Raw genomic sequence first — 25,888 nt, 5'->3', positions numbered from 1 at the left:
AATTTTCAATGCCAAATAATAGAAAACCTCCGTAAGTATAAATTGTGATGATAAAGCTTCCTACATTTGCAGCCAAATCACTACTGCATTCGATTCCAAAAAGTTGTGATCATATGTGCGTTTTATGAAAAAAATACCGCTATCGATAGATCCAAATCCTGTCGTAGAAGCCACAGTCGAGTTGAAATTCCAATCCTCTTTACCGAGAGGTGCCGTGTTTGGAGTCCTGTATACTAAGTTCCAACAGAAATATCCCATTTCGACAGCCCTTCCCATTTTAAATATTCCCGAAGATGTGAGAGCTAGTGATCCTTCGTTCAACTTTCAGGCATTGTACAAGTTATCCAACGACAAGTATGATCTACAAATTGGTAACGACGTGATTTCAATTCATTCTAATAAAGGATATGTAGGATGGAATAATTTTTCTACGGAGCTCGATATGTTTTTTGAAACGCTCACAGGAAGTGGCGTAATTCAGAGCCCCGTGAGCCTCGTCATCAGATATTTGAACTTTTTTCCGGATATGGACATTTTTCCGGATATTGATGTCGAAGTGCGTATGGCAAACAGTGCTTTTGTAAGTCCAAATTTGCTCATACGGTCTGAGAAGGAGGTAGAAGGGTTGACTGAAGTTTTACAGATCACTAACAACGCAACACTATTGTCTGGACCAAACACCTCTTTTACAGGCTCGTTAATGGATATTAGTGTTTTTGAGAACAAGGTGGAGGGCCTGAACAATTTCAAAGAAACTGTTGAAAAATTGCACACACGGGAAAAGAGGATATTTTTTAATTTGTTGAAAACACGATTTGTTGAAAATCTAAATCCGGTCTACCCATGAACCCTATCCAAATCTCGCACAACAGAGTTTCATCTAATATCGGGCTTCTTATCACGATCTGCGCTTCAACTATTATACCAACTGGCAACTACGTTCCGAGCGGTGACTACAAGTCTATCCGTGCGCCCTATGAAACCGTCTATCCACATCTCAATGTTGCATTCAAGAAAAACACTGGAGACGAGGAAGTAAATGCAGGTGACCTTCTTAGCAACTGTGCAACGAACTTGTTAGTCAATAGTGTCGATTTAGATGGTGATATAGTTGACATGGTTAATGAGAACTTTTGGAATTTGGTATGAGTCTTCCTGAGGAGATTAAAAAATATTTACCACAATATTTGTCTGAAGACTCTACCAAAGAATTACTTCAAAAGTTAGGCGGATTTCCAAATAACATTGATAATAGCCTGTATACCAACGAGCTAGTAGAGCAACCTGTCATCTTCCAGGGTGATGGATTATTAGATTTACATGTAATAAACTTGCCGGACACTACCGTTCGGCCAACTCCTGCGCTCGTTTTAACAAACACATGTGACGTAGACCTTGCTAATGACCGGGCCTACCCTGTCCAAATATGTTATTCGCCTATTATGCGCCTCGAGTCATTCGCCGAAATGGTGGCCAAAGTCAAAGGCCCTGACTATGCATCGACTCTCGCTCAATCGATAAGGAGACAGCATGTGACTTCGATTGTATATCTGCCTATTGGAGGTGGATTGACCTATGAAGGAATAGTGTTTTTAGACAGGATCAATAATTACCCTAATAAGCTCGTGCCCAGGGATAATTTGAAAGAAAAAAGACTTTTCAGCCTAAGCAATTACGGCTTTTATCTCCTGCTTTTGAAGATATCCATTCACTTCTCACGTATTCAAGAAGCCGTAGATCGAGACATACAGCAGTAACAATTCAAGTCAATGCTACACCTCTATCTCTACATCTATCTGATTATCAATTTCTCATAAATTTCTGGCTTCAATTTCTACTCTTCAATAGGTAGCTCCTGCGTACCCAGAGCACCATCGTTAAAAGCATCAAAACGGATATGATTGGCAACTATCCAATGTTTTACGGCTTTGCGAAGGTAGTCTCGACGGTTATCAAAGTCATTGGATGTCAAATACTTTTTGATTTCGACAAATTGCAGCGGGCCTATTTCTATAAACTCCCGGTCATTATTGATTGCGATGTATTCGTCGCGTTCGATACCGCGTACAAATTTCTTTATCTCGCCAATGAACGACGGCTCCTGTGTATGCACCAGGTAGGTGACACCAGGTGCCGCCGCTTCGTTCTTAGCAATTACGAATTTGGGTACCTTCTTCTTCGATTTCGGATCTGGCATAAACGATAAAATGAACTTTATCGCCGCTCCGAAGTGGTGGATGAATGATGTGCAACTCCTGTTTGTTGTCGCGCTCGACGACATAATACGGCACGAACATTGACTGCCGAATCCAGCCGGGCACGTTCCTTTTCTTCCATCGCTCACCTTTCGCGGCGATCGCGGCAAAGTGCTTTCTCCCAAGCTCCCTGCCTAGTTTGATTGTTTCTTTCATTTTCTCTATCGTTTTTTAATTGCTGATGCCGCAATACTCCAAATGTACGGCATTTTTGTGACGCTTTCCCGTCCTTTCACGACGAAATAAGTGCCACCGAATTTGCAGGCTGATTTTACCTATTAGCCATGAAAACAGAAAAACTCAAGACTCCGATTACTTATTACGGCGGCAAACAGAACATGGTGCGTCACATTCTGCCACTGATCCCCGAACACCACACTTACATTGAGCCGTTCTTTGGAGGCGGTGCCATCTTTTTTGCTAAACATCCGAGTCCAGCCGAAGTGGTCAATGATATCAACAATCGGCTAGTGACATTCTACAAGGTTTTGAAATACGACTTTGAGGAAATCCAGCGCTTGGTGGACGAGACATTTCATTCCCGCGCGCAGCACAAGGAATCCGAGCAAGTTTACGAAAGCCAAAAAGACGAAATCTCCGACCCCGTCCATTGTGCCTGGTCAGTATGGGTGCAAACAAATATGAGCTTTTCAAGCACGATCGGAGGTGGCTTCGGCTATGACCGCCGCGGGAAGTCTGCTTACCGCACCTACAACAAGAAAAACCGGTTTACTGAGGCCTATACCGAGCGTCTCAAGAAGGTGACCATTGAAAGTTATGACGTTCTGAAAGTAATCCGTGCATACGATGCCCCTGATGCATTCTTCTACCTCGACCCGCCATACGTCAGCGCTGATCAGGGACACTATGCAGGTTACTCGACGGAGGATTTTCGAGCGTTGCTGGATGCATGCGCGGGAATGCAAGGAAAGTTTCTGTTAAGTAGCTACCCAGAAGATGTGCTGATGGAATACAGGGAAAAACATGGTTGGAAGGTGCAGGATCACGTGAAAACGCTGGCCGTCGACGGGCGTCGAAAGGCCAACCGGACAAAGGTTGAATGCCTGACCTGGAATTATTAACCGAAAAGAGGGACTTCGGGTCCCTCTTTCCCTTTATGAAGCCAGAGCCGCTTCACTGATTTTGAACGAAGTGATCACGGCGCGTTCGTCGCTTCTCACGTAGCGGTCCAGCTCTGCCGCCGATATCCTGCCCATCATGGTCAGGATTGCCTCCCTCGAGAGCCCTAATTCATTCAGACAGTAATCGCAAAACGTTGTCCGGCCATGCTTCACTGACAACTGAGGGTAAATGCGCTGCGCCGGAACAAGCCTCATGTTAAGTTCGGCAGCGCAAATTTTCAGCCAGTCGTTCATTTTAGCATTGCAGTAGGTTGGCACTTTGCTCCAACCTCCATACTTATTTATTACTTCCTTAACCTCAGGGAAATTATCAATGGGCACCTTCGCTTCCACTTCCGTTTTTTGGCGTGGCTTGACGATCCACTGCTTGCCGTCAATACCTGTAATTAAAAAGTCCGTTGGATTACGTATAATTTGCATAAGGTCTTGATAATGAAAGCCTGTTCGCGCATATAAAACAAATATATCTGCTACTTTTTGGGCGGTCGGGTGGCTGAATTCGTGGTTTCTCCATAAGCGCAGTTGTACCGAGTCCAAGTATTCGGGGCGCTCAATTCGCTCATGACCAATAACATAGTCTTCGAGTGGGTTTTCAGATACCCACTTTTTACGCTTTGCAAATTTCGTAATAGCGGCAAGCGAGCGAGCCGATCTTGTAAAATAGCTGTCCTTATATCCACAGCCCTTGCACCAGGCGCGATAATCTTCCATCACTTCGGGCGTAAATTCATCGACAAGAACTTCGCGAAGGTTATTGTCAACTAAAAACCTAAATGCAAGCTGACGATGATTCCGAAGTGTCTTTTTCGAGCTTTCCGAGACATCCTTTCGCTTTTCGTACACCTTCTGATAAAAATCAAAGGCCGACAGGAATGAAACTGCTGGTGGTAGTTGATAGGCCCGTTTGATACGATCCGCAGTAACCTTTTCGGACTTGCGCAGCAGATCGTTGAAAATGCCCCACAATCGCATTTCCAATATGCCCAGCTGCTCATTTTTAAAAGAATTCAGCGGATCGTTGCCGTTAAGTCGTCTTGACGCGTCATTCCAATCGGCAGATGTAATTTTCAGGCCTGTCGAGCCTAATTCTTCGCGCGTTCCATTGACAGTAATTCGCAGATACAAAGTACTGGTGCCTTTTTGTTCTTGACTTTTGGTTGCATGTTTCCAGAATAAAACTTCCATTTTGTTAGAGAAAAAACTCATGGTACTGATGTGGGTAGGGCATTAAAAAATGATTAAAACCCACGAAGCTATGTCACCGCACAATAAGTATTTTTACGTATACGGAGAACTACGTAGCAATCCCCGCAAAACTACCTATTTCAAAGTATCACCCTTTTGACCATGCAATACATACTACGAACGGGTAGTATATATTTGGTGCCACCGCGAGCTTTTTAGTGCCGCCTAGCGTACCGAAAAGGTGAAAAGAAGAGCTAAAATTCTGGGGGTAAGAGAGGTAGGAAACAAAAAAACCTTCCAAATTGGAAGGTTTCACGAGCGATTTAATGCGTTTGTGGAGAATATCGGATTCGAACCGACGACCTCTTGCATGCCATCCAGATTTTTGAGGATTTTTTGTATATTTGATTTTTATAAAAAACAGTCCAACATATTGAATATTAGTCAGTTAATTGAGTTTATTTAAGTTTGCTTAATTATCCTTAGACAAGAAATGTTCGACCTATGTTCGACCTAATTTTGATCAAAATATGCACTGATGGCACTCTCAACCAAGTTTATCCTAGCTTCCAAAGTTAACGATTCGCGCGAGTATCCTATAATGCTCCGCATCATTATTAATCGTAAGAACCAGTTAGTCAGCACAAAGAAGAGCTGTAAACAAGAAAATTGGCTCGAAAGTCAACAGCAAGTTGCCCGCGGTCACCCTAAGCATCAGGAGATCAATTTACTCCTTAGAACAATCGTTTCTGAGTTAGATTTTCTCATCATATCCGAAGGAAAAAAAGGTCGAAAGCCAACGTTCGAAGAAATGAAAAGTGTGGTTCGTAGTTTGACCGGCGCAACGAAAGAACCAGAGAGCAAATCACTTTTTAAGCTCTTTGAGGACCATATTTCTCTGCTCAATCAGCAAAACCGGATTGGCTACGCGGACACCTTTAAATTTACGCTGAGCAGCTTGAAAGGGTTTGTGAAAAACAAAGACCGAGATCTCCTATCTATCAATCTAAATTTTCTGAAGAAATATGAAGAATACTTGATGGAACGCGGATGCGCTATTACCACAAGAAGTGTCTATCTAAGAACCTTTAGAACGATGTGGAAGGTGGCAATCCGAGAAAAATTTTGCCCCGAGGGTCACTATCCTTTTAAAGAGCTCGCATTTGGCAAATACAACAACCCTAGGACCAAAAAAAGAGCGATTCAAAAATCGCAGATTGATCAAATCTCAGCCCTGGAGATCGATCCAATGAATAATACACTCATTAATTCACGTAATTACTTCCTTTTCAGTTTTTATTGCCGAGGAATCAATTTTACGGATCTTGCAAGTTTAAAATGGGATAACATTGTTGATGACGAACTCGAATATATCAGATCGAAAACCAAGGAAGAATTTCGTTTTAAGCTCCATCCAGAAGCCATGCGGATCCTTGATTTTTACCGCAACCTTCGAGGCAATAGCGATGCCGGCTACATCTTTCCCATATTATATAAAAGACACGACAGCATACAGTCGATCAGATATAGAAAGCAGAAGATTCGAACGCGGGTTAACAAGGACTTACAAGAATTAGGTGCAATCTTAGGCATTCAGAAGAACCTGACTACGTACGTGGCCCGACATTCATATGCAACCACGCTCCGGAGAAACGGAGTATCCAAGGAGAATATAGGCCGATCATTGGGCCATGACAGCTTAAAAACAACTGATATTTATCTGGAAGACATCGGGGATCCAATTTTGGATGAACTGATTAACTCAACGCTTTGAACGCATGTATTTTTTCAATTTGCCCGGCTTCGATCCTGACCTCGGTATAGACCTGGACGATCAGGGAAGGTTTCCATATTTAAGGTTTGCAGATCATGTTTTTCGCAGAGGAAAAGTAGACTACCTATCATGTAATTTTCACTTTGAGAACATTGCTGAGAAAACAGCGCCACCGGTCTTCCTCAGTGAACCGAATCTGGCTGCCATTTTCGACCAGAAAAACCGGGCGAATGTCATTGTAGATCATCATAGCCCAATCTCGGAGTCTTATGCCGACGAACTGAGAGCGGAATTTGAAAGAGGGTACTTCGATGCGATGAAGGAATACCCACAACAAATAGTCTCCATTCTTTATAATCCTGACCACGAAGGCAAAATCGCTCATTTAGAGCAATTCATTGAATTTTGCTCCTATCATTTATACTTCGAGGGATTTGCTGTTCCATCCTGTTTATACGCGCTCGGATTTATCCAGGCCTACCTTGTACGTGCGTGCGGCGATAGAGTAAATACCCTTCGCCTTCCTAAGTATAAATCTCCGGTCTTGTTACAGAGTCAAGAATTTCCAATAGCCGAAGCGCAAACGAAAGGTCCGGAGCGAATTCCCCTGGACTACGCGGTTGACGAAATCATATCCATGTGGTTGATTTTAATTGATGCGTGGAAATGTAAGGCAGTGGGCTCCATTCAGGTTTTCACCAGTGAAGAGGAAGTGTTGCAGCTGTTAGGAATGATGTTTGAAGAAAAAGGAGGCAGACTGCCTAGACCTGAACACGAGTACTTTGAAATGCCTCCGGGAAACTACGAGCGTGTTTTAAACCTACTTATGCATGCCACCTATAAGCTGAACACAGATCGGAACAATATTGGGCTTGACAGATACTGTCAATTGCTGCTCGATACATTTTCCTGCTATTCGAAAACCAAGCTGGAAAGTCTTCGCAGTAACATCAATAAAGCGCGTGGCAATATCGTGCAGAGTATTGGTAGTCTGGCCGATAGCCCCCATTCTAAAAATGTTTTGAAAACATTAAGGAAAATAAACGAGTACGGAGTTGAAGACCTGACTTAGTCAACTTCATATTGTTTTTCCCCGATTTTCTAGCCTTGCTTTGCCCATCACCAAAACGCAAAAGGGATGAGCACAACAGTTCTAGTTTCAATGAACGATCAGCAGTTATCGGAGTTGATCGAGTCTTCACTGCGCCGGGTTTTAGAATCAAAACTGGAGGCTGCCGCCGATACCAGTGACACTTTGCTGGACACCAAGGAGGCCGCGCGCCTTACCAAATACAAGGAGACTTCCATTTATGGGCTGGTGAAAAGAAAAAAGATCCCGTTCTGTAAAATGGAAGGAAAGTTGCTCTTCTCGCGCAGGGAGCTTCTGGAATGGATAGCCAATGGTCAGCAGAAAATCGAAGGTAATCATGAAAGATAATCCGGTCTATCTGCGCATTGGCACCAGTTACTTTAAGAAAGTCAACCGGCCACTATCTTCCGGCGACACGATTTCCTCCTTGATCCCCTGGTCGGCTGAATGCATCCGGTTGGATCACAGCCGTGACTATTTGAAAGACCGCGTGGATTGCTTCGACGGATTTTGTTTTGTGCCGAGCCATCTGGACTACCAACAAAAGGTCGGCGGGTTTTACAACCGCTACCAGCCATTCCAACATGAGTCGCGGCAGGGCGATGCCTCGGAAATCTTCCAGTTTCTGGGCCACATTTTCGGCGAGCAGATCGAGATGGGTTACGATTACTTCAAAATCCTGCTCGAACGTCCTACCCAAATCCTGCCGATCCTGTGCCTGGTCAGCGAGGAGCGCGGAACCGGAAAGACCACATTCCTGCATTTTGTCAAGTCCATCTTTGGCGAAAATATGACGATCAACAGCAACGAGGATTTTCGCTCCAACTTCAACATCGAATGGGCGCAGAAACTGGTCATAGGCGTGGACGAAACGTTCCTGGATAGAAAGGAAGATTCAGAGCGGATCAAGAATCTGAGCACGGCTCGGTTTTACAAAGTCGAGGCCAAAGGTCATGACCGGCAGGAGGTAGAATTCTTCGGGAAATTCATTTTGTGCAGTAACAATGAAGATCATTTCATCATCGCCGAGCCGGGGGAAATCCGGTACTGGGTGAGAAAGGTGCCACCACTAAAATCAGATAATCACCACTTGCTGGCCCAGCTTCGGGCTCAAATCCCGTTCTTTTTGCATTTTCTGGTGAGCCGTGACTTCGTCCACCCCAGTAAAACAAGAATGTGGTTTACGGCTGATCAAATTGCGACACCTGCATTGAAAAAGCTGCTGAACCAAAATCGGAATAAGCTGGAAGTGGAGATCGCCCATATCCTGCTGACGATCGCAGACGAAAAGGAGCTGGATGAAATCCGGTTTTGCACTGGCGATGTCCAGGACTGGCTCAATAAAAAGCACATCCGTTTCAAAGACCTCTCACAGATCAAGCGGATCCTGCAAAATGCCTGGAAGTTGAGCCCGGCGAGTAATTCACTTACTTACCCGCAATACAAATTTTTAACCGACGGTTCCGTCTTCGAGCAGACCGGCAAGGGCAGGTTCTATACACTATCCCGAAGACGCATAAATGAGCTCAACGAATTGCCCTAATTTTTGATGCTTTGATGCGCATCATATTTAATTAATTGATTAATAAATAATTACAGCGCATCAAAATCCGCATCAAAGCGCATCAATCCCAAAATAGCGATGCGGCCCCTGATGCATTTTGATGCTTTTCTGATGCGGGCATAAATAGTTAAAATCAACCAGTTGTTAGCTCTTCGCATCAATTCATCAATTTTTTCACTTTCAAGCCCCAGTAATTATGACTTGTGAGCAAACCAAAAAGATATCTATTGTAGATCTCTTGGAACACTGCCATATCCGTCCTCAATATGTCCGGGGACAAGACCATTGGTACCTCTCTCCGTTCAGGGACGAAAAAACGCCTTCTTTCAAGGTCAATGCGCGGTTGAATCTCTATTATGATCACGGAAACGGTCAGGGAGGTGATATTATTGATTTGGGACGCACCCTGTTTCGCTGCGATACAAAGGCGTTGTTGGAGAAATTGGATTCTGGTCTTTTTCCATTTCAACCGCAAGATCCAAAATCGGCAGGCTTCCATATACGCAGCGGCGTTACACCAGCCAGATCAATCGATCAGCCTGCCATCCAAATTACTGCTGTGAAGGAGTTAGGCACTAACCCGGCAATTAATCAGTACCTGGAATCCCGTGGTATCGATCTGACCGTTGCCAAGTCATACTGTCAGGAGGTATACTACCGGGTTAGCGACAAAAACTATTTCGCCGCAGGTTTCGAAAATCGGTCTGGCGGCTATGAGCTGAGAAGTGCCTACTTCAAGGGTTCGACATCTCCGAAGGACATATCCCATATCGAGAATGGTCATAGCACGGTCTGCGTGCTGGAAGGCTTTATGGATTTTTTGTCGCTTCTCTCACTTCGAAAACTGGAGCAGATCCAGACCGACTTTGTAGTGCTCAATTCGGTGAGTCTGGCAGAGCGAAGTGTGGACATTGTCAAAGGTTACAGCACCGTTTTTCTGTATCCAGATCACGATGCAGCCGGGAAAAAGCTGCTTGAAAAATTCGAGAAAGCGGGGCTCAATTGCGTCGATGCCTCTTGTATCTATAAGGATTACAAGGATCTGAACCAGATGCTGGTTGCAAGCAAGCAGCTGGAAAAGCAGCCCCAACATCAGCACCGACCTAAGAAGACCCGAGGGCTGGGCCTATGAGTTTCTTTAAGGGAGCAAGTTTGTGTTTTCGCTTCGCAAAAACTCGTTCCGGCGCCGCCGAAACTCAAACTTGCTTTTACTCCCGATGGTCGCAAAAGGTAATCAACAGTTCTTGTCAACGAATGAAAGAGGTAGAAAGCATGGAGCAAAATTCACACAAATCCAAAGGTGGAAGGCCGCCCAAGAAGGTTAAACGAAACGCGCAGCTGATGGTCCGGCTTTCGGAAACCGAGCGGTTTTTAATCGAGTCGAAAGCCAAGGACGCAGGCCTTAGACCAAGCACCTGGTTGAGGCAAGCGGCCAGGAAGGCCAGGGTTATTGCGCGGCTCTCGGCAGAGGAAGCCGGGTTCGTCAGAATGCTGGCTGGCCTGGCTAATAACCTAAACCAGCTGCTCCGATTTACGAATATGCAGGGGCTGCTTTACGAGACAAAAAAAGCCGCGCAGCTTCTATCAGACATTGATCATTTACTCAAAAGACTCACTAACGATGATCGGTAAGATAATGATAGGATCAAGTTTCGGAGGGGCAGTCAGGTATGTCATGCAGAAAGAGCAGGCTATCGTGCTTCATGGTGAAGGCGTCAGGACCCATGATGTAAAGTCAGCGATCCATGACTTCAATGCTCAGCGCCAGATGAATCCCGAGCTGGGCAAGGCGGTCGGCCACCTGGTGCTGAGTTGGAGTTCGTTTGACAAGGATAAGCTCTCACAAAAGATTATGGTCGAGAGGGCTGCCGAGTACATGGCCAAAATGAAAATCCAGAATACCCAATATCTGATCGTTGAACATCGCGACACCAATCAGCCGCACATTCATATTCTCTACAACCGGGTTGATAATGCTGGCAAATCCATTTCGGACCGCTTTCAGAAGCGAATCAATCAGAAGGTTTGCAAAGAGATGACCATGAAACATGGCTACTACATGGGTAAGGGAAAAACGCTGGTTAACCGAGCGAGGCTTAAAGGGATTGATAAAGCACGTTATGAGCTTGCAGGTCAGATCAAGATGGCAAGCAGATCGGCAGTGAATTGGAAACAATTGGAAGGCGCGCTTTCATCGAAGGGGATTGGCATCATTTACAAGTATAAGTCTGGGACTAATCAAATGCAGGGTATCAGCTTCGAAAAGGACGGAACGGTGTTGAAGGGCTCAAAAGTGGACCGAAGCATGAGTTTTCCGGCACTCGATAGAACACTGCGAGAAAATTTTCAGCACCAAATGGCGGTGAGGCGTCGGATGTTGGATCAGGGGATACTACCACCCGCGCAAGAAAAAATGCTAACGCACCGATATGGTTTGCCGCACTGCAGGGAAGAAAACTTGCTGAAAGACTTGATGGATCCGGTAACTCAACACGACACAATCAACCCCAACCTTAGAAGAAAACAGAAACGCAAAAAATCGAGAGGACTACATTTATGAAAAATATTGAAGATAAACTCGATGGCTTCGAGCAGGTACTGGCTATCCTGGTAAAAAAGGTCTCAGTGATGGAAAGCCTTTTAACTGATCCCAAAGTGCCGGTCGATGACTTAGCACGCCAGATGCTGGCTGATATTCAGGCCAGTGTGGCAAAAATGCCGTTAGGCAACATGATGCTTTCCGAACTTGCTGGTATTCGAAAGCACCTTGACGCACTATCGTACGCTCTGGAAAATCCCAAGCCAGTCACATTCGATTTCAAGGCTAAAAGCTATTTTGTTTCATTAGCAGTACTGCTTTGTACTACTGCTGCCTCGCTTGTGACAGTTAGATGCTCGAATGAGAAAATTGAACAGGCGAGCCGAACTGCGCAGAGGTATGAAGTGGCTCAGCAATTATCTCCTCGTTTAACGAGCATGATCGATCAAGCCTTTGACCAAACAGCTCCCCCCTCGATAGATTCCCTTCGGCATGTGTGGGCGTCTTTGGATTTAAATTCACGAAAGCCTGATAATAACCTCCGGAAAAGACAATGAACTAAGTAGCGGTTGATGTCGACGCAAGCACCATTTTTCGAGTCAAAACCGGGGCACTTTCTTGTTACGCTCTTATACCGGAGCATGTCAAAAGTCGGCTTAGAGACGTTGTGTCCAGTTATCAATGAAATCAACGATCTTGGACTGGGCCGAGATTTGTAAACAACCCGTTTTAATCCTCATATCAAATGGACAAAAAAGGCATTATTATCGTGATTGAGGATGACTTAGACGATCAATTCGTGTTCGAAGAAGCCTTCTTAGAGCTTGATTTCCCCAACAAAAGGATTTATTTCCCCGACGGCTTTGCCGCACTGGACTATTTGCGCGCGCACCATAGCACCATTTTCTTGATAGTCTCAGATGTAAACCTACCAAAGCTCACAGGATTAGAGCTACGAGTCGAATTAAAGAAGAATGCGGACATAGCACTTAAATGTGTGCCTTACCTGTATTTGACGACATCGCTTAACCATGCTCATGTGGTCGATGCCTACTGCGATTCGGTGCAGGGTTTTTTCGTGAAACCGGCCGGCTTTGAGGAGATAAAAGAGCTGTTGGAAACTATTATTCGCTATTGGACTGCTTCTGCATCAAGCCGACTACATGAAGAATGTTTTTAGAATCTTAAGCTATGTAAGCTCCCGAGCTAAAAACGATCTGGGACAAAGTAGACAGACATAGAATAAGGTGTCTGATTTGGACCCTATGCGTACAAAACGAAGCAATAAGGATAGTAAAATTGACAGGAGTGATGTCAGGCTTATGTCACTCAGCAAGGTCTCGAAATAGTTGCTCCTGCAAGGCCAACACTTCAATCGACTGGCGAATTCGAAGTTTTCGAGCGCCTGAGAGAGACAATGAATCGAAGTCTGAAAGATGCTTATTGGCCAGCGCGGCCCTTCTGCGTTCATATCTTGTCAATATGTCGAGCTTTTGGAGGTTGGTTTTCAATGGGTATCCTGATTAAGTTATCCATAAACGAAGCAATAATCGTTCCATACTGTAACACAGTCATAAGTCTACCGGTTGCCCCTGTACGGCGATCTCTGCACAACAGATCCAATCACGTGGTTGTTTTTCATTCAATAATGATACTTTTTTGTAATCAGTATAATTAATTTTTACGGAGTAATATGAGTCGTACTTCATTTTTATTATAGAAGCATTTACATTACATAATAACTTTCCAGGCCTAATTCTTTGGTCTTCACTTCTTCACCCAGCAATTGCCTTGTGTTGACTTCTATGTTTTTGGCGATATCCGTGATTGGAATATCACTTGGGCTATTTTTAAATGGATCTTGTAAATGGTACGCGATCTTTTCGATGCAGAAAAACCCGGCGGAAATCAGCATCAGCAGCGGAATGACGAGCACGTTGTTAATGCTGCTCAGCGAAATTGTGAGTGTGATCACAAACAGATAAATGATCAAGTGCAGGATTAGCCGGTATGTCGAGGGAAACACCGTCCGGTTAATCCGCTCTGCGCCGCCCATCGAATCCGTTAGTCGGATAATTGTCTCCTGAAGGTGAATGTGCGCATGCACGTCCAATGCATCCATTGCGCGCATTGCACGGATGTCCTGCACCGTAAGCTGCAATATCGCCAAAGGTTTGTTAGTGTGTGCCAGGATCTTCCGTTGATCCTCAGCGTCGATTAGGTGATGCAGGTCAGCAAGCGGGTCGTTTCCTCTTAGGGAGCGCCCAAGCGTATATCCCCAGGCCGCCTGCCGGTAGGCGATCCGTTTTACGATTCCGTCATGATCGTGCGTCGCAAAAGCCAGCAGCTGCATAATCAGGCTTCGCGAATCGTTGGTAATAGCACCCCAGATTTTTCTTGCTTCCCACCACCTGTCGTACGACTGGTTCATTTTGAATGACAAAAGGACCGAAATGGATGTTCCCAGAAAAGCCGGAATAGCCAGCGGCATGTCCGGCAGGAAGTTGGTAAGCCGGAAGGCTCCGAAATGGGTAATTAGACTCAATATCAAGACGGCCGTAAGCTCAAATTTTACAATGCCGATCAAGTATCGTAGTGGTAGTTTATTCTCTAGAATCATACTTGGTAGCTTTAAGTTATCGCTCGGATCTCACCATTATCAGACCACCTTTGCTAAAATTGAATGGATCAACACGTCCTCGTTGTTTCCATACACATCCTGCTGCCAGTGCATATGGTGGGCCGGCAGTAGGGTTTAATGAAAAGGATTCGGGGACAATATGCGTACAAGCGTAGGTCAAGCCTGATCAAATGCGGCGAAGAAAAGCCGGCCAGTCGTAGGTGTCGGTGATCTGATGTGTCAATCGCACTTGCTTTTACTGTCGCGTTTATCCTTTTTGTCAGCGCGCTTTTCTTTAAGGTTCTTGACTAACTTTTTCTTGTCTCCTTTTGGGGCACTTTTATCGTTTGACATTGTTTAATTTATTTAATCTAAGTGATTGCCTTGCTTTTGTAGTTCGATCGCGCCCAACAGTTTCTGAAACGGCTGGTTAAACTTTTCAATCCCTTCCTCTTCAAGTTGCTTCGCTACTGCGACCATGTCGATTCCGGCCGCTTTCACCCGTGCCATGACCTCGATAGCTTTATCAAGATCAGCATTTAGCCTGCTAGCTGGATTGCCGTGGTCGCGATACGCTTCTAATGTTTCCATTGGAATGGTATTGACGGTGCTGTCACCGATAAGCGCTTCCACGTAGCGTGTGTCGGTAAACGCAGGATTTTTGTTGCTTGTACTTGCCCAGAGCAGCCGTTGCGGCACTGCACCTTTTGCTGCCAGGGCCTTCCAGCGGTCTGTGCTGAAAACGCGTTCATAAGTTTGATACGCCATTTTTGCCGAAGCAATTGCGACCTCACCCCTCAATTCGCCAAGGCCCTTATCGTCCAGAAATGGATCGACCAGAATGTCGATACGGCTCAGAAAGAAACTGGCGACAGAGGAAATGTGGTCAATGGATAAACCATCCGCAGCCCGTTTTTCAAGTCCAGAAATGTAGGCTTCTGTCGTGGCTTCGTACCGGTCAAGACCGAAAAGCAATGTCACATTTACGTTAATGCCTTCGCTAATCGCCGCCTGGGTTGCAACCAGGCCCGACTCGGTTCCGGGAATCTTGACCATCACGTTATCCCTGCCTACCTCCTGCCATAGCTGGCGGGCTTGGTCGATGGTCGCTAGGGTGTCAGTAGCTAGGAACGGGGAAACTTCCAGGCTGACATACCCATCGGCCCCAACAAGTCCCTCCTCGTTGTAGACCGGCCACAAAATGTCGCATGCCTGCCTTACATCGGATATGGCAAGCTTGAAGAAGATTTCCTCATTGGTTATATCGCCTTTTGAATGTTCCGCAATATCTGGGTTGTAATCCGAACTGTTACTGATTGCCTTTTCAAAAATGGCAGGATTGGACGTCACGCCTTTTACGCCGTCCTCATCGATCAGCTTCTGCAATCCACCCGAGACAATGAACTTGCGGTCTATAAAGTCGAGCCAGATGCTCTGACCAAACTCGTGTATCTGTTTTACTTTACTTACATTCATAACTAACGGTTATTTAAATTGACAGATCTGGTAGATCTGGATATGCAGCCCTGCTAACTTGGCCGTTCGGCTTTATAAATCCGTCCCCATTCTCAGGGCGGTCGCCAACGCCGTAAGCAAAGAGGGCATTTCGCCGTCCGCGCCTAATTCCGGAGCAATCCGCGAAACTTTCGCAGCCACCTCCTTCACTTGTTCCACAATGGCGCCGGCATTTGTGGGGACCGAAGCAAGCAGTGATTTTAATTTGTCCAACTCGTCGGCAATGGGCTGGGTACTCTCACTTACTGAAAGCGGACCATGCCATTGATCGATTACTTCGATACCCGTTTGTGGCGTAAGGGAGGCTTCGCTCCCATCAGAAGACCGGTTGTAGTCTCGATCAGTTCGGTTGTGTCAGCTAACTTGTTCATTTGTTTTGATTTAACAGACCAGGTGTTAGGGATCTGCCCGGGGATGCAGCTGTACAATTACTGTCCATACAAGGCAAATGAGGATAATAGCCATTAAGAGCATCGCGTGTAGCTAAGGGGTGTTCTACGCCAGCCCCTTTTGGGGTTGATTCTTCCGTAAATGCGCTCATGCTACATGGTCTAAAGGCCTGGGCTTGCCCACAACAGACTGGATCATATCGTCGATCCTTAAAGAGTCATACATCTCATAAGGAAACCGTGTCGGGTTTACCTTACGTAACGTATTATCGATGCATCAGGTGGTTGCTTGATTGTTGAAAGCACCGTTGGTGAAGGATGTGAATTCAGTTTTCATTTTAGTGATTAGCTATTAAACGTCTTCTCTCGGAAAGTGGCAATACAGCTGTTTACCACTTTCATAATCGGGCGAAATTTCCCTTTCAAAAAAGGCATACTCCTTCTCTGAGCCATCTACCGCCCGACAATAATAGATTCTCTTATAGTAACGTCTGATAACTAGCTTTTGACCGGGATTCTCATTAACATAGACACATTGTCCATCAAAGTACTTGTTATCAAATATGGGCTCGTTCATATTATTAGATCGATAGAAGTCATACAACCCTTGGATTTCAATACATCGGCTCCGGGTGTATATTAGGCTGCATGTCGGCCAGTTCCTTTTCATCCTTCTGAATACTCGCTTTCAGAGCATTAATATTGCTGTCGAGTTTTCCCAGACTATACCCGGCCTTCCGGGCTTTCTTCGCATCCGACTTGGCTGAGCCAGCGCTATTGTTAGCCCTACGGGCCAATTTGCGGTCTTGTGACTCGTCTTTAAGTTTATCTGCGGCCTGCTTATTAGCATCCGCCGATTTCTGTGCATTCTCGGATGTTTGCGATACTTCCATCATTTTTTCTTCTCGCTCATTTTCAAGTTTGGCCAGCTGCATCTTGTTTTCGTTTAACCTTTTGCTTATTTCGAGCATTTGCTTCTGCTCTCTCAGGTTTGAAAGAGAGTCTTTCGAGACCACTTGCGCGGTTAAGGGAAAAGCGAGCAAGACTAAGCCCAGGCAAAATATGATCTTGTTGGTTTTCATGATTGTTTCTCGTTTTAAATGAATGTTTTTCCCGCCAGGAACAGTCTACCTTGTTTTTGAGCCAGCGGGATAGTTTTCTACAATTAACTTGTTGCAAATGATCTCGACACCGGGGTGGCAGGCCTGCCGCGCCCAGATCAGCGTCATCCCGAATGACCATTTCCCTGGCTAGTTTGACGCTTGCCGTCTTTTGCGGTGACCTCAATCTTGTTTATGACCTCCCCTGGAAGGTCGTTGTTTTCTGCTCGTCCGGGTTTGCCAGCAGCTGGTCCTGCATCCCCAAGAGCTTTTTCGTTTTGTCAATTATTCGTCTTGCTTTGTAGGATTTCCCTTTCGGCAGAAACATAGTTCCCAAAGCCACAAAAATTGAAGCCATTGTTACCCATCCCCAAAATGCTTTTCCAGTTTTCATACGTTCTTTATTTTAATTGTGATCTTTAATCAATTTTGCAGGAATTGTATAGAATCAGTTCTTGTTCCACCCGGGCACCGCAGTGCTAACGAGCAACCCGAGCAGATGAAGGCCTAATGACTGTCCTGACTCCAAAAATTATCTGTGATACAACTCGCCGAAAATCTTTCAGCGTAAACATCACATTTGTCAGACGACCGGTTCACTGGATAAGATCGTTTCCGGACCGAAGAATTCAGTAATTGCTTTTGCTCTCGTTTCCTGGAAGTGGAGCTTACTTTTATGCCCATGTGTCTTTAAGGGAAGAGTTGCTAGGATTCTATTGACTTCACCCTTGAACCTGGTCACCCTGCGGTTGATCTCATCCAGCGTGCCATCTCTGCGGTCTGCTCTTTTTCTAACGCTACTACGTATACGAAATATGATGCCGGATGCAGAGCAGGCTGCCAGCGCAAACCCTAAGGTTGTGACATGCACGAACACAGGGGATACTTTCTCCATTTTCATCATAGTGAGTTTATTTAAGAATATGTCCGGATCATTCGTAGCCACTCTTTATAACCGTCGAAATCATCTTGAAAGGCTCTTTGGCGCAAAAGGAATTTCTCTGATGTGCAGGAATGATAATCCCCTGACCTCTGGTAAGTTGGTGCTTTTTGCCATCGATGACAATTTCAGCCGAACCGTCGATAATTTGAATATAGGTATCAAAGGCGGAAGATTTCTCGGCGATTTCCTCTCCGGCATCGAAAGCCGAAACTGTAACGTTACCAGTCATTTTTTTGATAATAGTTCTGCTCAGAACCGCATTGGGTACGTACTCGATAATCTCCACGACAATGTGGGCCTTTGCTTTTTCTATCTCCTCACGATCCGTATCCATATCCGCTATATTTTCTGATGTCATACATGATGCCTATTTTAACGTACTGCGACGCTTATGCAGAAGCATGCTATTCTTTAACGATGGGAATCACCCAGAATAAGCTGCCCTGGATAACGCTGTTTTTGAAGTCCGGATTGATTTCCTGTGAAGAGAAGTCGCCCACTTTTGATAGCCCCGCCACATATCGAACCCCGATTCCAAGTCCGATATTAGTCTGATAACCCAAACCCGCGCCCAGCGATATATCCAGATTTTTAGCGAAATGATCAATGGTCTGGTCGGGAACACTCTCAGATAACCGGAAGCCCGCTTGAGGTCCTGCTTCCAGATAAAAACCACTTCTGGTTCTGAATTTCAGCATGACGGGGACCGTCAGATAGTTGATCTTGAAGTCCGCTTCGCTGCCACTACTCTCTACCTTGGCCCCAAGGGTGGAGAAAAGCACTTCAGGCTGAATAGAAAAGACATTTCCAAAACCAAAATTAAGCATACCCCCAAAATGGTAGCCCGCCTTCGCCTCGGTTTGAATATTACCGCCTTGATAATTACTGAGGTTTACGCCAGCCTTCGGTCCGAAACCAAACGTTTGTGCGAACGACGTGATGGTCATTGCACATAGTATAAGTGTTATTGATAACTTTTTCATTGTTGAGCCCCGCAAGGTTTTTTAGATTTGAATCAACCTGTACAAAGGTCGACACCGGCGGGCCCTTATGCGTTACATAACTGAATTGAAAAGTTACATTGATCACTGATTGTCAGAAATGGAAATCAATACTTTTCAGAGGAAGGCCAATAAGCCTCAGATATTTTCCAGGTTATCGTCGCGCTTTCTCCGAAGTTTTTTATAAAAGGTAGGAGAAAGACCTGTGACCTTTTTGAACTGATTGGAAAGATGCGCCACGCTGCTGTAGTGTAGCTTGTAAGAGATTTCTGTGAGGTTCAAGTCTCCGTAGAGCAGCAGTTCTTTAACTTTTTCTATCTTGTGATGGATAATAAATTGCTGGATATTGATGCCCTTCACCTCGGAAAAGATGTTGGAAATATAAGTGTAGTCGTACCCCAGTTTTTCTGCGATGTAATCCGAATAGTTAGTTCTAGGAAGTTCATCCTGATAATGTATCATTTCCACGATGACATTTTTGATTTTCTCAATCAAAATACTCCTCTTATCGTCCAGTAGCTCCAGGCCCGATTTGAGCAGATTCCTTTTGAGTGCTTCGCGCTGCTCGAGTGTGATATCTTCAAGAATTTCGACGCTTCCCAGCTCCACAACCACATAGTGCAAGCCGATATTGTTCAGTTCCTGCTCGACCATCATTTTACATCTCAGGCTAACCATGTATTTGATATACAATATCATAATCGATAAGCGAAGTTACTGTAGCCGACAATGAATCCAAAGCCATCCTGTACAATATAGCTGATAATGTCGGGTTTACAACATCCTTCGGGTCGATTTTCCGGTGTTATGTTTCTTGTTGAATGTCAGGATGAAGCATGTTCCGGAGCCGGCCCGGGACTGCACACCTATATCCACATGACTAGATCTCAAAATTTTCAAGGTCGAGAAGAGGCCGATTCCTATACCACCCGCTTTATCAGAGAAACCTCTTTTAAACAGATTTTTCATGCCCGCATCATTGATCCCGCATCCATTGTCTTCAATGCGGACCAGGTGCGTCGTGTCTGTCGACCTAGTAACCAGCTTCAACTCGCCTTGCCGTGGATTCATAGCTTCAATGGCATTGACCACGATATTCGTCAAAGCGATTTTTATTTTTTGCGCGTTAATCTTCATTACACAATCATTCGAATCATAATCCCGGGTAACCTTGATCTTTTTTAAGGCAATGCGGTCAGTATTCAACATGATCACTTCGTCCAATAGAGTATGTAAGGAATGGTCAGCATGGGCGTTGTCATTCAGTTTCTGATGACTGAGAAGGTTCTTCAGTATCTTTCCGATACGGTCCGAGCTTCTTTTTATGATGTCGAGATATGCGCGTAGATCATCATCGGTTATTTCATGGGATAGCGCCTGTAATGACAAATCTATGTTTGTCAGCGGGTTACGAATTTCGTGGACTAGCGAGAGGGCAAAGTCGGAAATTTCATCGCCGTCGGGTAAAGTGTCGGGTTTGTTCATCACAGAGAACTTTAACATTAATATACAAAGTTCATACTACCGAAGCCTAAGACGTTACATCCACCATTTTTACATTTACATATTTCACACATGCCTCTTGATCTTTGTAATTCGTTACCGCCTTTGGCCTTTCCGATTTGCTTGCGATGAGCATGCTGATTTTGATATGTGCATCTTTAACGTTCGTCGATAACCCAATAATTCGATCATAAACGTGAGCTGTCAACTTGGAATAGGCTATCATCCCGAGCATCATGCAATAGTCAATCTGACGCTGGGAGAGGCGTTTTGAATATAAAACACATGCGTTCTATTTCTTTTCGAGCCTCGATTCTTCCAGGTCTAGATTATGTTCCAGATCCCGTATCACTTCTTCATCGTACTTGTTCTCGTCATTGATCTCATGGAGATAAACCCTTTGCAATGCGATGAGCTCTAACATGATTTTCTTTTTTAACTCCTTGACTGAAGTACGGTCGTCCTGGGCCGGATCGCCCAAAGTTGTCGTTCTCTGAAGCTGTTCCATAATTCGCCTGACCGCCCCGTGGCTATGAATTTCTGAATGGTAGTGTTCATGCATGTAATCGGCCGAACGTCTGGCGAGGCGGAGCCGGATTGTTTCCATCTGGTCATCCACGGAGAGGTCTTCTTCGACTTGGGGTACCTGAAGAATCCGGAGGATAACCGGTAAGGTGAGGCCTTGAAAAACAAGTGTGACGAGTATCACGATGAAGGTGATGAACAGAATCAGGTTACGATGTGGGAAAGTGGAGCCTTCCGGCGTGGTGAGCGGAACGGTAAGCGCTGCAGCAAGCGATACCACTCCACGCATGCCAGCCCAGCCCATCACAAAAGTGAGTCTCCAACCCGGATCATTTTCCCGCTCTTTTTCGCTTCCGGTGAGCATACGCGGGATATAAGTCGTAAGAAACACCAAAATGATCCTGATCAAAATGGCGGTTGCACTGATAAGAAGACCGTAGCCGATCGCTTCCTTTAACGAATAACCAACAAGGCCATCGACGATCATCGGCAACTCCAACCCGATCAAAATGAAAACAAACCCATTCAGCAAGAATACTAGCATGAGCCATATCTCGCGATTTTGTAGCCTGGTCTGATAATTCAGAAAATTCTTTGCGTGGAATGACAGGTAGAGGCCGCCGCTTACTACCGCAAGCACACCGGACCAGTTGAATTTTTCGGCAGTTACGTACATCAGATAGGGAGCCATCAGGATAATGGGAGATGTAATGCGCGACGACTTTGCCCAATACCGAAGAACCAAGTACAGCAAATGTCCGATAACCAGCCCCACAGCGATCCCCATAAATGCGAGCACTGCGAAGTCGACTATTGCCGCCGTGAACGTGAAGTGCCCTGTCAGTACTGCAATCGTTGCGAACCTGAAAACAGTCAATGACGCGGCGTCGTTAACCAGGCTCTCTCCTTCCAGAATCGTGATCCCGCGCCGGGGTAATTTCAGATCTTTCAGGACGGAGGCGGCCGCTACCGCGTCAGGTGGTGAAATGATTCCGCCGAGCAGAAAGCCCAAAGCAAGCGTAAAGCCCGGGATGATGGCCACTGACAGATGGGCTATGATCAGAGACGTTGAAAATACAAGACCGAAGCCCAGTGAGAAGATCGACTCTTTTCTGGCCCAGAAATCTTTCCAGGACGTGGTCCAGGCCGCTTCGAAAAGCAATGGAGGAAGAAAGATCAAAAAGATGATTTCGGGGTTCAAACTGACATTGGGCACTGTGGGAATTAACGAAATAGCCAGTCCTCCCAGTACCAGTAGAATCGGGTAAGAAATTTTCAACCTTTCGCTCCACAGATATAGTAAGGCTATGAAAAAGAAAAGAATCAGTACGAGCAGCAAGTTTTGATGGACCATCTATAAAGATACGCATATGTTGCCGGGAAAGGCTAATGATAGAGATCAACGTATAGTTATGATGGTTGGATAAAAGGCCTTCTAGTACTGTGTTGGAATGGGCTAGAACATGAGCAGTTACGCGGCATTGGCGCGTCGATTTTAAAAATCCAGCTATCAGACATTATCAAATAAGCACCAGGTAACATCAACGTCCCGGCTTTTGAGGCCGGATAAGATCGTAGGAACTCTCCCGTTTTTGACGCTATTCAGCTGCGAAACTAATGGTGAATTTGCTTCCTTCACCAAGAGTACTCTCAACCACCAGACTTCCCCCAGACGCATCTATCATCCGTTTTGTTAGGTAAAGCCCCACCCCGTTGCCTTCTATGTCGTATCTCGCTCTTCCGTAGAGTTTGAAGACATGCTCCAGTTCGGGTGTAGGAATACCCATCCCGTTGTCTTCCACGGAGAGGACGACCTGGCCGTTGATCTTCTCCGTAATGATAAGGATCGACGGTTGCAGGCTTTCGTTGAACTTAAGACTGTTGGAAATCAGATTGAAGACAATACTCCTGAGGTTCTTTTTGGAAAAGTAAATGGATCTTTCCCGCAGACTGACAATTATTTGAGTGTGGGATTGTTTGATCTTGGTTTCCAGCGGCCACAATACGCTCTGGATTATTTCTTCTATATCGACCTTTTCCTTTGATTTTAAATCATGTTCGGCCTTCGCCACGTTACCCATATCTTCCACCAGTGCGCGAAATCTCTTTGCGGATGCGTTGATGATACCGATCATCTCGGCTAGCTGGGTATCGGTCACGCCTATCTCGTTGATAAGGGCGATACTACCTTCAATATGAGCAAGCGGTGCCAACAGATCGTGTGACGCCAGGTGGACAAAGTTGTCTAGCTCTTTGTTAGCTTCGGTCAACTTTTTGTTTTTTGCGTCTAGCTGGTGGTTTGCTGATCGCATTTCACTATTATCATGTCGTAGCCGCCCATTAGCCAGTCGCAACAACGCGTTTGCGACTTTCAAATTGTTCATCGATACATCTGATTTGTGCACTAGGGACAGTCTTGCTTTCAATTCATTAAGCTCTTTTTCAAGTTCCATCAATTGTTCTTCGTGGGTAACTTTATTTTCCAGTTTATCCCCATCCCGTTTGAATCCGAAAATTTCGGGCTCCGGATTCGTTCCCGGAGAATTTGGGGTGTTTTCATTGACCGGAGCGGCAATCCCGCCGGTAAGAAATTCCCAGGATAGTGAATGCATTTCTGTCGACGTGACTTTAAGAAAAGACAGGTAATCCGCCAGCGAATAGAAGTTTTGATCCAAAGCTCGTTTTCGGGTCTTGTGCGATAGAATGTCCAATCGGTAACCCGAAAAATCAAATGTGGTATTCTCGCGGATCGCATCTATTATCATTTCCATGGTCACTTCTTCATTCTGATCCAGCAATGTTTTGCGGCTTTGCATCACATAATCTTCTATGATTTGGGGTATAAGGGCGGGCTCAGTGACAAAGTCAACCTCATTGATGGCGGGAGCAAGGTGAATGGCGTCTTGCCGTCGCGCGATGACAATACCTCCCGCATCCCGGATCGCACTTATCCCTTCAAGGCTGTCTTCGCCAATTTCGAAAAGGACTACCCCTATGGCTTTCTCCCCCTGATCTGCTGCGAGGGAGGTGAAAAAACTGTCGGTACTGTTATGCAGCCGTGGATTATACGGTTTTTCGGTGATGTATAACCTTCCCTTCCGGATGCTCATCGATTTGCCTTCGGGAATGATGTAGACGTGGTCTGTTTCGACGAGCACTCCATTTTGCGCCTCACTGATCACCAGATATAAATCCTTGGCCAGTACTTCTGCCAGTCTAGCGCGGAAATCGGGCGGTAAATGCTGTATGATTACATAGGCGACTCCGGCGAGTGGTTTTTGATCGAAGAAGCTCGCGATGTCGTCAATGCCGGAATCGGAGGCGCCGATGGAGATGATATGATGGTGTGCATTCATACGGGCGGTGTCTGTATATGTTTTTTCTTTGAGCCGGTACTCCGGATGGATGTGCTTACGAATGTCACAGCAATCCGGTTGTGGGAACGGGAAGTGGAAAGATTGCTGCCACTCTGGTATTTCGCTCGGCATGCATTTCAGGGCGGACGAGAACTAGAAGTGTGCATTGAAGCTAAACAATTCCTTCATTAAAACGGGGTATTCCGAACTTTTTAAGTATCGCGATATGGGACCTCAGGGCAATTATAAAAGTTTGATGCTCCATATATTTCAGTCCGAATTCCTGGGCTGTTTTTTTGACGATGGGAGCGATGGCCGGATAATGTATGTGGCATATTTTCGGAAAGAGGTGGTGCTCGATCTGAAAGTTAAGTCCTCCGACATACCAGCTGAGCCATTTGTTTCGCGGAGAGAAATTGACGGTGGTTTCCATCTGATGCACAGCCCAGTCCTTTTCTATAATACCTTCCGGATTGGGCAATGGGTATTGGGTTCCTTCCACCGAATGGGCAAGCTGAAAGATCACCGTCAGCACGAGGCCGGCGGTAAAATGCATGAGTAAAAATCCGGTCAGGATCGCATTGAAGGGAATTTGAAAAACCAGTGTGGGAAGCACGAAAAATGTGCCCAAGTAAAGCAGTTTTATCACGATCATTCCTGTGAGCATTTGCAGGTTTTCGCGTTTTGTCTGTCGGTTCAATCCGGATTTAATGAAATGGGCGTACTGGATAAAATCTTTCAGAAGCACCCAGTATAATGTCAGAATCCCGTAAAAAAAGAATGCATACGTCCATTGAAACCGGTGAATGGATTTCACCGCCTCGTGCGGCGAAAGTTTCATAACGCCCCGGTCCCTGATGTCCTCGTCCAGGTTGGCGACGTTAGTGTAGGTATGGTGCAGGACATTGTGCTGCCATTTCCAATTCGATACGCCTGCGCCGGCCAGGTATATTGTAAAACCCAGCCATTTGTTTACCGCCGGCCTTCTGGAGAACGCGCCGTGATTGGCGTCATGCATGACGCTCATTCCGATCCCGGAAATGGCAGCACCCATTACCAGCCATAACAGCATACTAACCCATACTCCTGGCGTGAACGCCAGTATTGCGACAAAGGGCAATACGTAACACGCCAGCAGGATGATCGTTTTGAGCACCATCATTCCGTCGGCGTACCTTGATTTATGATTTTCTGTAAAATACTGCTCAACCCTTTTTTTAAGGGTGGGGAAGAAAAGGGTTTTGTCGATTGCGACAAACTTGATTTTTTTCTCTCTGCTCATATCTTCCTTTTTTAGTCCTTGTGGTAAAATGACTTTGGAAGATACAGGGATGCTAAATCTGCTCTGGCATGGGCCGTTTGATGTAAAACGCTGAAAGTCAATATT

The 25,888-nt window shown here is 45.5% G+C and carries 28 protein-coding genes; 13 read left to right on the top strand and 15 right to left on the bottom strand.

Annotated features, from left to right (window positions below):
- Positions 1-124: 124 nt before the first annotated feature.
- Genes BLQ88_RS29840 through BLQ88_RS29830 form a run of 3 tightly spaced genes read left to right on the top strand, consistent with a single transcriptional unit; the run spans position 125 to position 1,757 of the window.
- Positions 125-847, top strand: coding sequence for a TIGR04255 family protein (locus tag BLQ88_RS29840; RefSeq protein WP_090156682.1), 723 nt, complete (start codon positions 125-127; stop codon positions 845-847).
- On the top strand, positions 844-1,149 hold the full coding sequence (locus tag BLQ88_RS29835) for a hypothetical protein (protein WP_090156681.1): 306 nt from the start codon (positions 844-846) through the stop codon (positions 1,147-1,149). The genes BLQ88_RS29840 and BLQ88_RS29835 overlap by 4 nt, the downstream gene beginning before the upstream one ends.
- Positions 1,146-1,757 (top strand): hypothetical protein, encoded by a 612-nt coding sequence (locus BLQ88_RS29830; protein WP_090156680.1) that lies wholly within the window; start codon positions 1,146-1,148, stop codon positions 1,755-1,757. Before BLQ88_RS29835 ends, BLQ88_RS29830 begins: the two co-directional genes overlap by 4 nt.
- A 77-nt stretch (positions 1,758-1,834) precedes the next feature.
- Here BLQ88_RS29830 and BLQ88_RS29825 read toward each other — a convergent pair whose 3' ends face one another.
- Positions 1,835-2,197: a hypothetical protein gene (locus BLQ88_RS29825; protein WP_090156679.1), complete on the bottom strand. Its 363-nt coding sequence runs from the start codon at positions 2,195-2,197 to the stop codon at positions 1,835-1,837.
- The gene (locus BLQ88_RS36540) at positions 2,148-2,411 is read right to left on the bottom strand and encodes a hypothetical protein (protein ID WP_143016958.1); all 264 of its coding nucleotides are present in this window, start codon (positions 2,409-2,411) and stop codon (positions 2,148-2,150) included. Before BLQ88_RS36540 ends, BLQ88_RS29825 begins: the two co-directional genes overlap by 50 nt.
- 128 nt (positions 2,412-2,539) lie before the next feature.
- On the opposite strand from BLQ88_RS36540, the gene BLQ88_RS29820 reads away from it, so the two are divergent.
- A complete protein-coding gene (locus BLQ88_RS29820) occupies positions 2,540-3,337 on the top strand; it encodes a DNA adenine methylase (protein WP_090156678.1) in 798 nt (265 codons plus the stop codon).
- Between the two features lie 33 nt (positions 3,338-3,370).
- On the opposite strand, the gene BLQ88_RS29815 is transcribed toward BLQ88_RS29820, so the two are convergent.
- Positions 3,371-4,582, bottom strand: coding sequence for a phage integrase SAM-like domain-containing protein (locus tag BLQ88_RS29815; RefSeq protein WP_176885156.1), 1,212 nt, complete (start codon positions 4,580-4,582; stop codon positions 3,371-3,373).
- Between the two features lie 538 nt (positions 4,583-5,120).
- Between BLQ88_RS29815 and BLQ88_RS29810 the strand changes: the two genes are divergently transcribed.
- From BLQ88_RS29810 to BLQ88_RS29770, 9 genes are all read left to right on the top strand, one after another.
- A complete protein-coding gene (locus tag BLQ88_RS29810) occupies positions 5,121-6,356 on the top strand; it encodes a site-specific integrase (protein WP_090156676.1) in 1,236 nt (411 codons plus the stop codon).
- A gap of 4 nt (positions 6,357-6,360) precedes the next feature.
- Positions 6,361-7,428, top strand: coding sequence for a hypothetical protein (locus tag BLQ88_RS29805; protein ID WP_090156675.1), 1,068 nt, complete (start codon positions 6,361-6,363; stop codon positions 7,426-7,428).
- A gap of 66 nt (positions 7,429-7,494) precedes the next feature.
- The gene (locus BLQ88_RS29800) at positions 7,495-7,794 is read left to right on the top strand and encodes a helix-turn-helix domain-containing protein (RefSeq protein WP_090156674.1); all 300 of its coding nucleotides are present in this window, start codon (positions 7,495-7,497) and stop codon (positions 7,792-7,794) included.
- On the top strand, positions 7,784-8,989 hold the full coding sequence (locus BLQ88_RS29795) for a primase-helicase family protein (protein ID WP_090156673.1): 1,206 nt from the start codon (positions 7,784-7,786) through the stop codon (positions 8,987-8,989). The genes BLQ88_RS29800 and BLQ88_RS29795 overlap by 11 nt, the downstream gene beginning before the upstream one ends.
- A gap of 217 nt (positions 8,990-9,206) precedes the next feature.
- A complete protein-coding gene (locus tag BLQ88_RS29790) occupies positions 9,207-10,142 on the top strand; it encodes a DUF8464 domain-containing protein (RefSeq protein WP_090156672.1) in 936 nt (311 codons plus the stop codon).
- Positions 10,143-10,264: 122 nt separating this feature from the next.
- Positions 10,265-10,642 carry a plasmid mobilization protein gene (locus tag BLQ88_RS29785; protein ID WP_090156671.1) on the top strand — a complete coding sequence of 126 codons (378 nt, stop codon included), beginning with the start codon at positions 10,265-10,267 and terminating at the stop codon, positions 10,640-10,642.
- A gap of 43 nt (positions 10,643-10,685) precedes the next feature.
- A complete protein-coding gene (locus BLQ88_RS29780; RefSeq protein WP_229212927.1) occupies positions 10,686-11,570 on the top strand; it encodes a relaxase/mobilization nuclease domain-containing protein in 885 nt (294 codons plus the stop codon).
- Positions 11,567-12,106: a hypothetical protein gene (locus tag BLQ88_RS29775; protein WP_090156670.1), complete on the top strand. Its 540-nt coding sequence runs from the start codon at positions 11,567-11,569 to the stop codon at positions 12,104-12,106. The genes BLQ88_RS29780 and BLQ88_RS29775 overlap by 4 nt, the downstream gene beginning before the upstream one ends.
- A gap of 188 nt (positions 12,107-12,294) precedes the next feature.
- On the top strand, positions 12,295-12,729 hold the full coding sequence (locus tag BLQ88_RS29770) for a response regulator (protein WP_090156669.1): 435 nt from the start codon (positions 12,295-12,297) through the stop codon (positions 12,727-12,729).
- 546 nt (positions 12,730-13,275) lie between these two features.
- On the opposite strand, the gene BLQ88_RS29765 is transcribed toward BLQ88_RS29770, so the two are convergent.
- The 12 genes from BLQ88_RS29765 to BLQ88_RS29695 all read right to left on the bottom strand — a co-directional run bounded on the left by BLQ88_RS29765 (position 13,276) and on the right by BLQ88_RS29695 (position 25,783).
- On the bottom strand, positions 13,276-14,169 hold the full coding sequence (locus tag BLQ88_RS29765; protein WP_090156668.1) for a bestrophin family protein: 894 nt from the start codon (positions 14,167-14,169) through the stop codon (positions 13,276-13,278).
- A gap of 366 nt (positions 14,170-14,535) precedes the next feature.
- Complete coding sequence (tal, locus tag BLQ88_RS29760) at positions 14,536-15,645, bottom strand: transaldolase (RefSeq protein ID WP_090156667.1); 1,110 nt, start codon at positions 15,643-15,645, stop codon at positions 14,536-14,538.
- 1,042 nt (positions 15,646-16,687) lie between these two features.
- Positions 16,688-17,155 (bottom strand): hypothetical protein, encoded by a 468-nt coding sequence (locus tag BLQ88_RS29745; protein ID WP_090156664.1) that lies wholly within the window; start codon positions 17,153-17,155, stop codon positions 16,688-16,690.
- Between the two features lie 211 nt (positions 17,156-17,366).
- Positions 17,367-17,567 carry a hypothetical protein gene (locus BLQ88_RS29740; RefSeq protein ID WP_090156663.1) on the bottom strand — a complete coding sequence of 67 codons (201 nt, stop codon included), beginning with the start codon at positions 17,565-17,567 and terminating at the stop codon, positions 17,367-17,369.
- Between the two features lie 189 nt (positions 17,568-17,756).
- On the bottom strand, positions 17,757-18,068 hold the full coding sequence (locus BLQ88_RS29735) for a hypothetical protein (RefSeq protein ID WP_143016956.1): 312 nt from the start codon (positions 18,066-18,068) through the stop codon (positions 17,757-17,759).
- A 37-nt stretch (positions 18,069-18,105) separates the two neighbouring features.
- On the bottom strand, positions 18,106-18,474 hold the full coding sequence (locus BLQ88_RS29730; protein WP_218132969.1) for a cupin domain-containing protein: 369 nt from the start codon (positions 18,472-18,474) through the stop codon (positions 18,106-18,108).
- Positions 18,475-18,520: 46 nt separating this feature from the next.
- Positions 18,521-19,099 (bottom strand): porin family protein, encoded by a 579-nt coding sequence (locus BLQ88_RS29725; protein ID WP_090156661.1) that lies wholly within the window; start codon positions 19,097-19,099, stop codon positions 18,521-18,523.
- A gap of 156 nt (positions 19,100-19,255) precedes the next feature.
- Positions 19,256-19,816, bottom strand: coding sequence for a helix-turn-helix domain-containing protein (locus BLQ88_RS29720; RefSeq protein ID WP_090156660.1), 561 nt, complete (start codon positions 19,814-19,816; stop codon positions 19,256-19,258).
- A gap of 75 nt (positions 19,817-19,891) precedes the next feature.
- On the bottom strand, positions 19,892-20,602 hold the full coding sequence (locus BLQ88_RS29715; protein ID WP_170118946.1) for an ATP-binding protein: 711 nt from the start codon (positions 20,600-20,602) through the stop codon (positions 19,892-19,894).
- Positions 20,603-20,912: 310 nt separating this feature from the next.
- A complete protein-coding gene (locus BLQ88_RS29705; protein ID WP_090156657.1) occupies positions 20,913-22,499 on the bottom strand; it encodes a Na+/H+ antiporter in 1,587 nt (528 codons plus the stop codon).
- A 244-nt stretch (positions 22,500-22,743) separates the two neighbouring features.
- Positions 22,744-24,633 (bottom strand): chemotaxis protein CheB, encoded by a 1,890-nt coding sequence (locus BLQ88_RS29700; protein ID WP_090156656.1) that lies wholly within the window; start codon positions 24,631-24,633, stop codon positions 22,744-22,746.
- A gap of 40 nt (positions 24,634-24,673) precedes the next feature.
- Positions 24,674-25,783 carry a fatty acid desaturase family protein gene (locus BLQ88_RS29695; RefSeq protein ID WP_090156655.1) on the bottom strand — a complete coding sequence of 370 codons (1,110 nt, stop codon included), beginning with the start codon at positions 25,781-25,783 and terminating at the stop codon, positions 24,674-24,676.
- Between the last annotated feature and the right edge of the window lie 105 nt (positions 25,784-25,888).

This window comes from Dyadobacter soli (assembly GCF_900101885.1).
GTDB lineage: Bacteria > Bacteroidota > Bacteroidia > Cytophagales > Spirosomataceae > Dyadobacter > Dyadobacter soli.
Note: the sequence above shows the minus strand (reverse complement) of the source record. Positions and strands in the feature narration are given on the sequence as shown.

Coding starts and splice junctions, on each gene's coding strand:
- BLQ88_RS29840 (WP_090156682.1), top strand. CDS start 125: ATGAAAAAAATACCGCTATCGATAGATCCAAATCCTGTCGTAGAAGCC.
- BLQ88_RS29835 (WP_090156681.1), top strand. CDS start 844: ATGAACCCTATCCAAATCTCGCACAACAGAGTTTCATCTAATATCGGG.
- BLQ88_RS29830 (WP_090156680.1), top strand. CDS start 1,146: ATGAGTCTTCCTGAGGAGATTAAAAAATATTTACCACAATATTTGTCT.
- BLQ88_RS29825 (WP_090156679.1), bottom strand. CDS start 2,197: ATGCCAGATCCGAAATCGAAGAAGAAGGTACCCAAATTCGTAATTGCT.
- BLQ88_RS36540 (WP_143016958.1), bottom strand. CDS start 2,411: ATGAAAGAAACAATCAAACTAGGCAGGGAGCTTGGGAGAAAGCACTTT.
- BLQ88_RS29820 (WP_090156678.1), top strand. CDS start 2,540: ATGAAAACAGAAAAACTCAAGACTCCGATTACTTATTACGGCGGCAAA.
- BLQ88_RS29815 (WP_176885156.1), bottom strand. CDS start 4,582: ATGGAAGTTTTATTCTGGAAACATGCAACCAAAAGTCAAGAACAAAAA.
- BLQ88_RS29810 (WP_090156676.1), top strand. CDS start 5,121: ATGGCACTCTCAACCAAGTTTATCCTAGCTTCCAAAGTTAACGATTCG.
- BLQ88_RS29805 (WP_090156675.1), top strand. CDS start 6,361: ATGTATTTTTTCAATTTGCCCGGCTTCGATCCTGACCTCGGTATAGAC.
- BLQ88_RS29800 (WP_090156674.1), top strand. CDS start 7,495: ATGAGCACAACAGTTCTAGTTTCAATGAACGATCAGCAGTTATCGGAG.
- BLQ88_RS29795 (WP_090156673.1), top strand. CDS start 7,784: ATGAAAGATAATCCGGTCTATCTGCGCATTGGCACCAGTTACTTTAAG.
- BLQ88_RS29790 (WP_090156672.1), top strand. CDS start 9,207: ATGACTTGTGAGCAAACCAAAAAGATATCTATTGTAGATCTCTTGGAA.
- BLQ88_RS29785 (WP_090156671.1), top strand. CDS start 10,265: ATGAAAGAGGTAGAAAGCATGGAGCAAAATTCACACAAATCCAAAGGT.
- BLQ88_RS29780 (WP_229212927.1), top strand. CDS start 10,686: ATGCAGAAAGAGCAGGCTATCGTGCTTCATGGTGAAGGCGTCAGGACC.
- BLQ88_RS29775 (WP_090156670.1), top strand. CDS start 11,567: ATGAAAAATATTGAAGATAAACTCGATGGCTTCGAGCAGGTACTGGCT.
- BLQ88_RS29770 (WP_090156669.1), top strand. CDS start 12,295: ATGGACAAAAAAGGCATTATTATCGTGATTGAGGATGACTTAGACGAT.
- BLQ88_RS29765 (WP_090156668.1), bottom strand. CDS start 14,169: ATGATTCTAGAGAATAAACTACCACTACGATACTTGATCGGCATTGTA.
- tal (WP_090156667.1), bottom strand. CDS start 15,645: ATGAATGTAAGTAAAGTAAAACAGATACACGAGTTTGGTCAGAGCATC.
- BLQ88_RS29745 (WP_090156664.1), bottom strand. CDS start 17,155: ATGAAAACCAACAAGATCATATTTTGCCTGGGCTTAGTCTTGCTCGCT.
- BLQ88_RS29740 (WP_090156663.1), bottom strand. CDS start 17,567: ATGAAAACTGGAAAAGCATTTTGGGGATGGGTAACAATGGCTTCAATT.
- BLQ88_RS29735 (WP_143016956.1), bottom strand. CDS start 18,068: ATGGAGAAAGTATCCCCTGTGTTCGTGCATGTCACAACCTTAGGGTTT.
- BLQ88_RS29730 (WP_218132969.1), bottom strand. CDS start 18,474: ATGACATCAGAAAATATAGCGGATATGGATACGGATCGTGAGGAGATA.
- BLQ88_RS29725 (WP_090156661.1), bottom strand. CDS start 19,099: ATGAAAAAGTTATCAATAACACTTATACTATGTGCAATGACCATCACG.
- BLQ88_RS29720 (WP_090156660.1), bottom strand. CDS start 19,816: ATGATATTGTATATCAAATACATGGTTAGCCTGAGATGTAAAATGATG.
- BLQ88_RS29715 (WP_170118946.1), bottom strand. CDS start 20,602: ATGAACAAACCCGACACTTTACCCGACGGCGATGAAATTTCCGACTTT.
- BLQ88_RS29705 (WP_090156657.1), bottom strand. CDS start 22,499: ATGGTCCATCAAAACTTGCTGCTCGTACTGATTCTTTTCTTTTTCATA.
- BLQ88_RS29700 (WP_090156656.1), bottom strand. CDS start 24,633: ATGCCGAGCGAAATACCAGAGTGGCAGCAATCTTTCCACTTCCCGTTC.
- BLQ88_RS29695 (WP_090156655.1), bottom strand. CDS start 25,783: ATGAGCAGAGAGAAAAAAATCAAGTTTGTCGCAATCGACAAAACCCTT.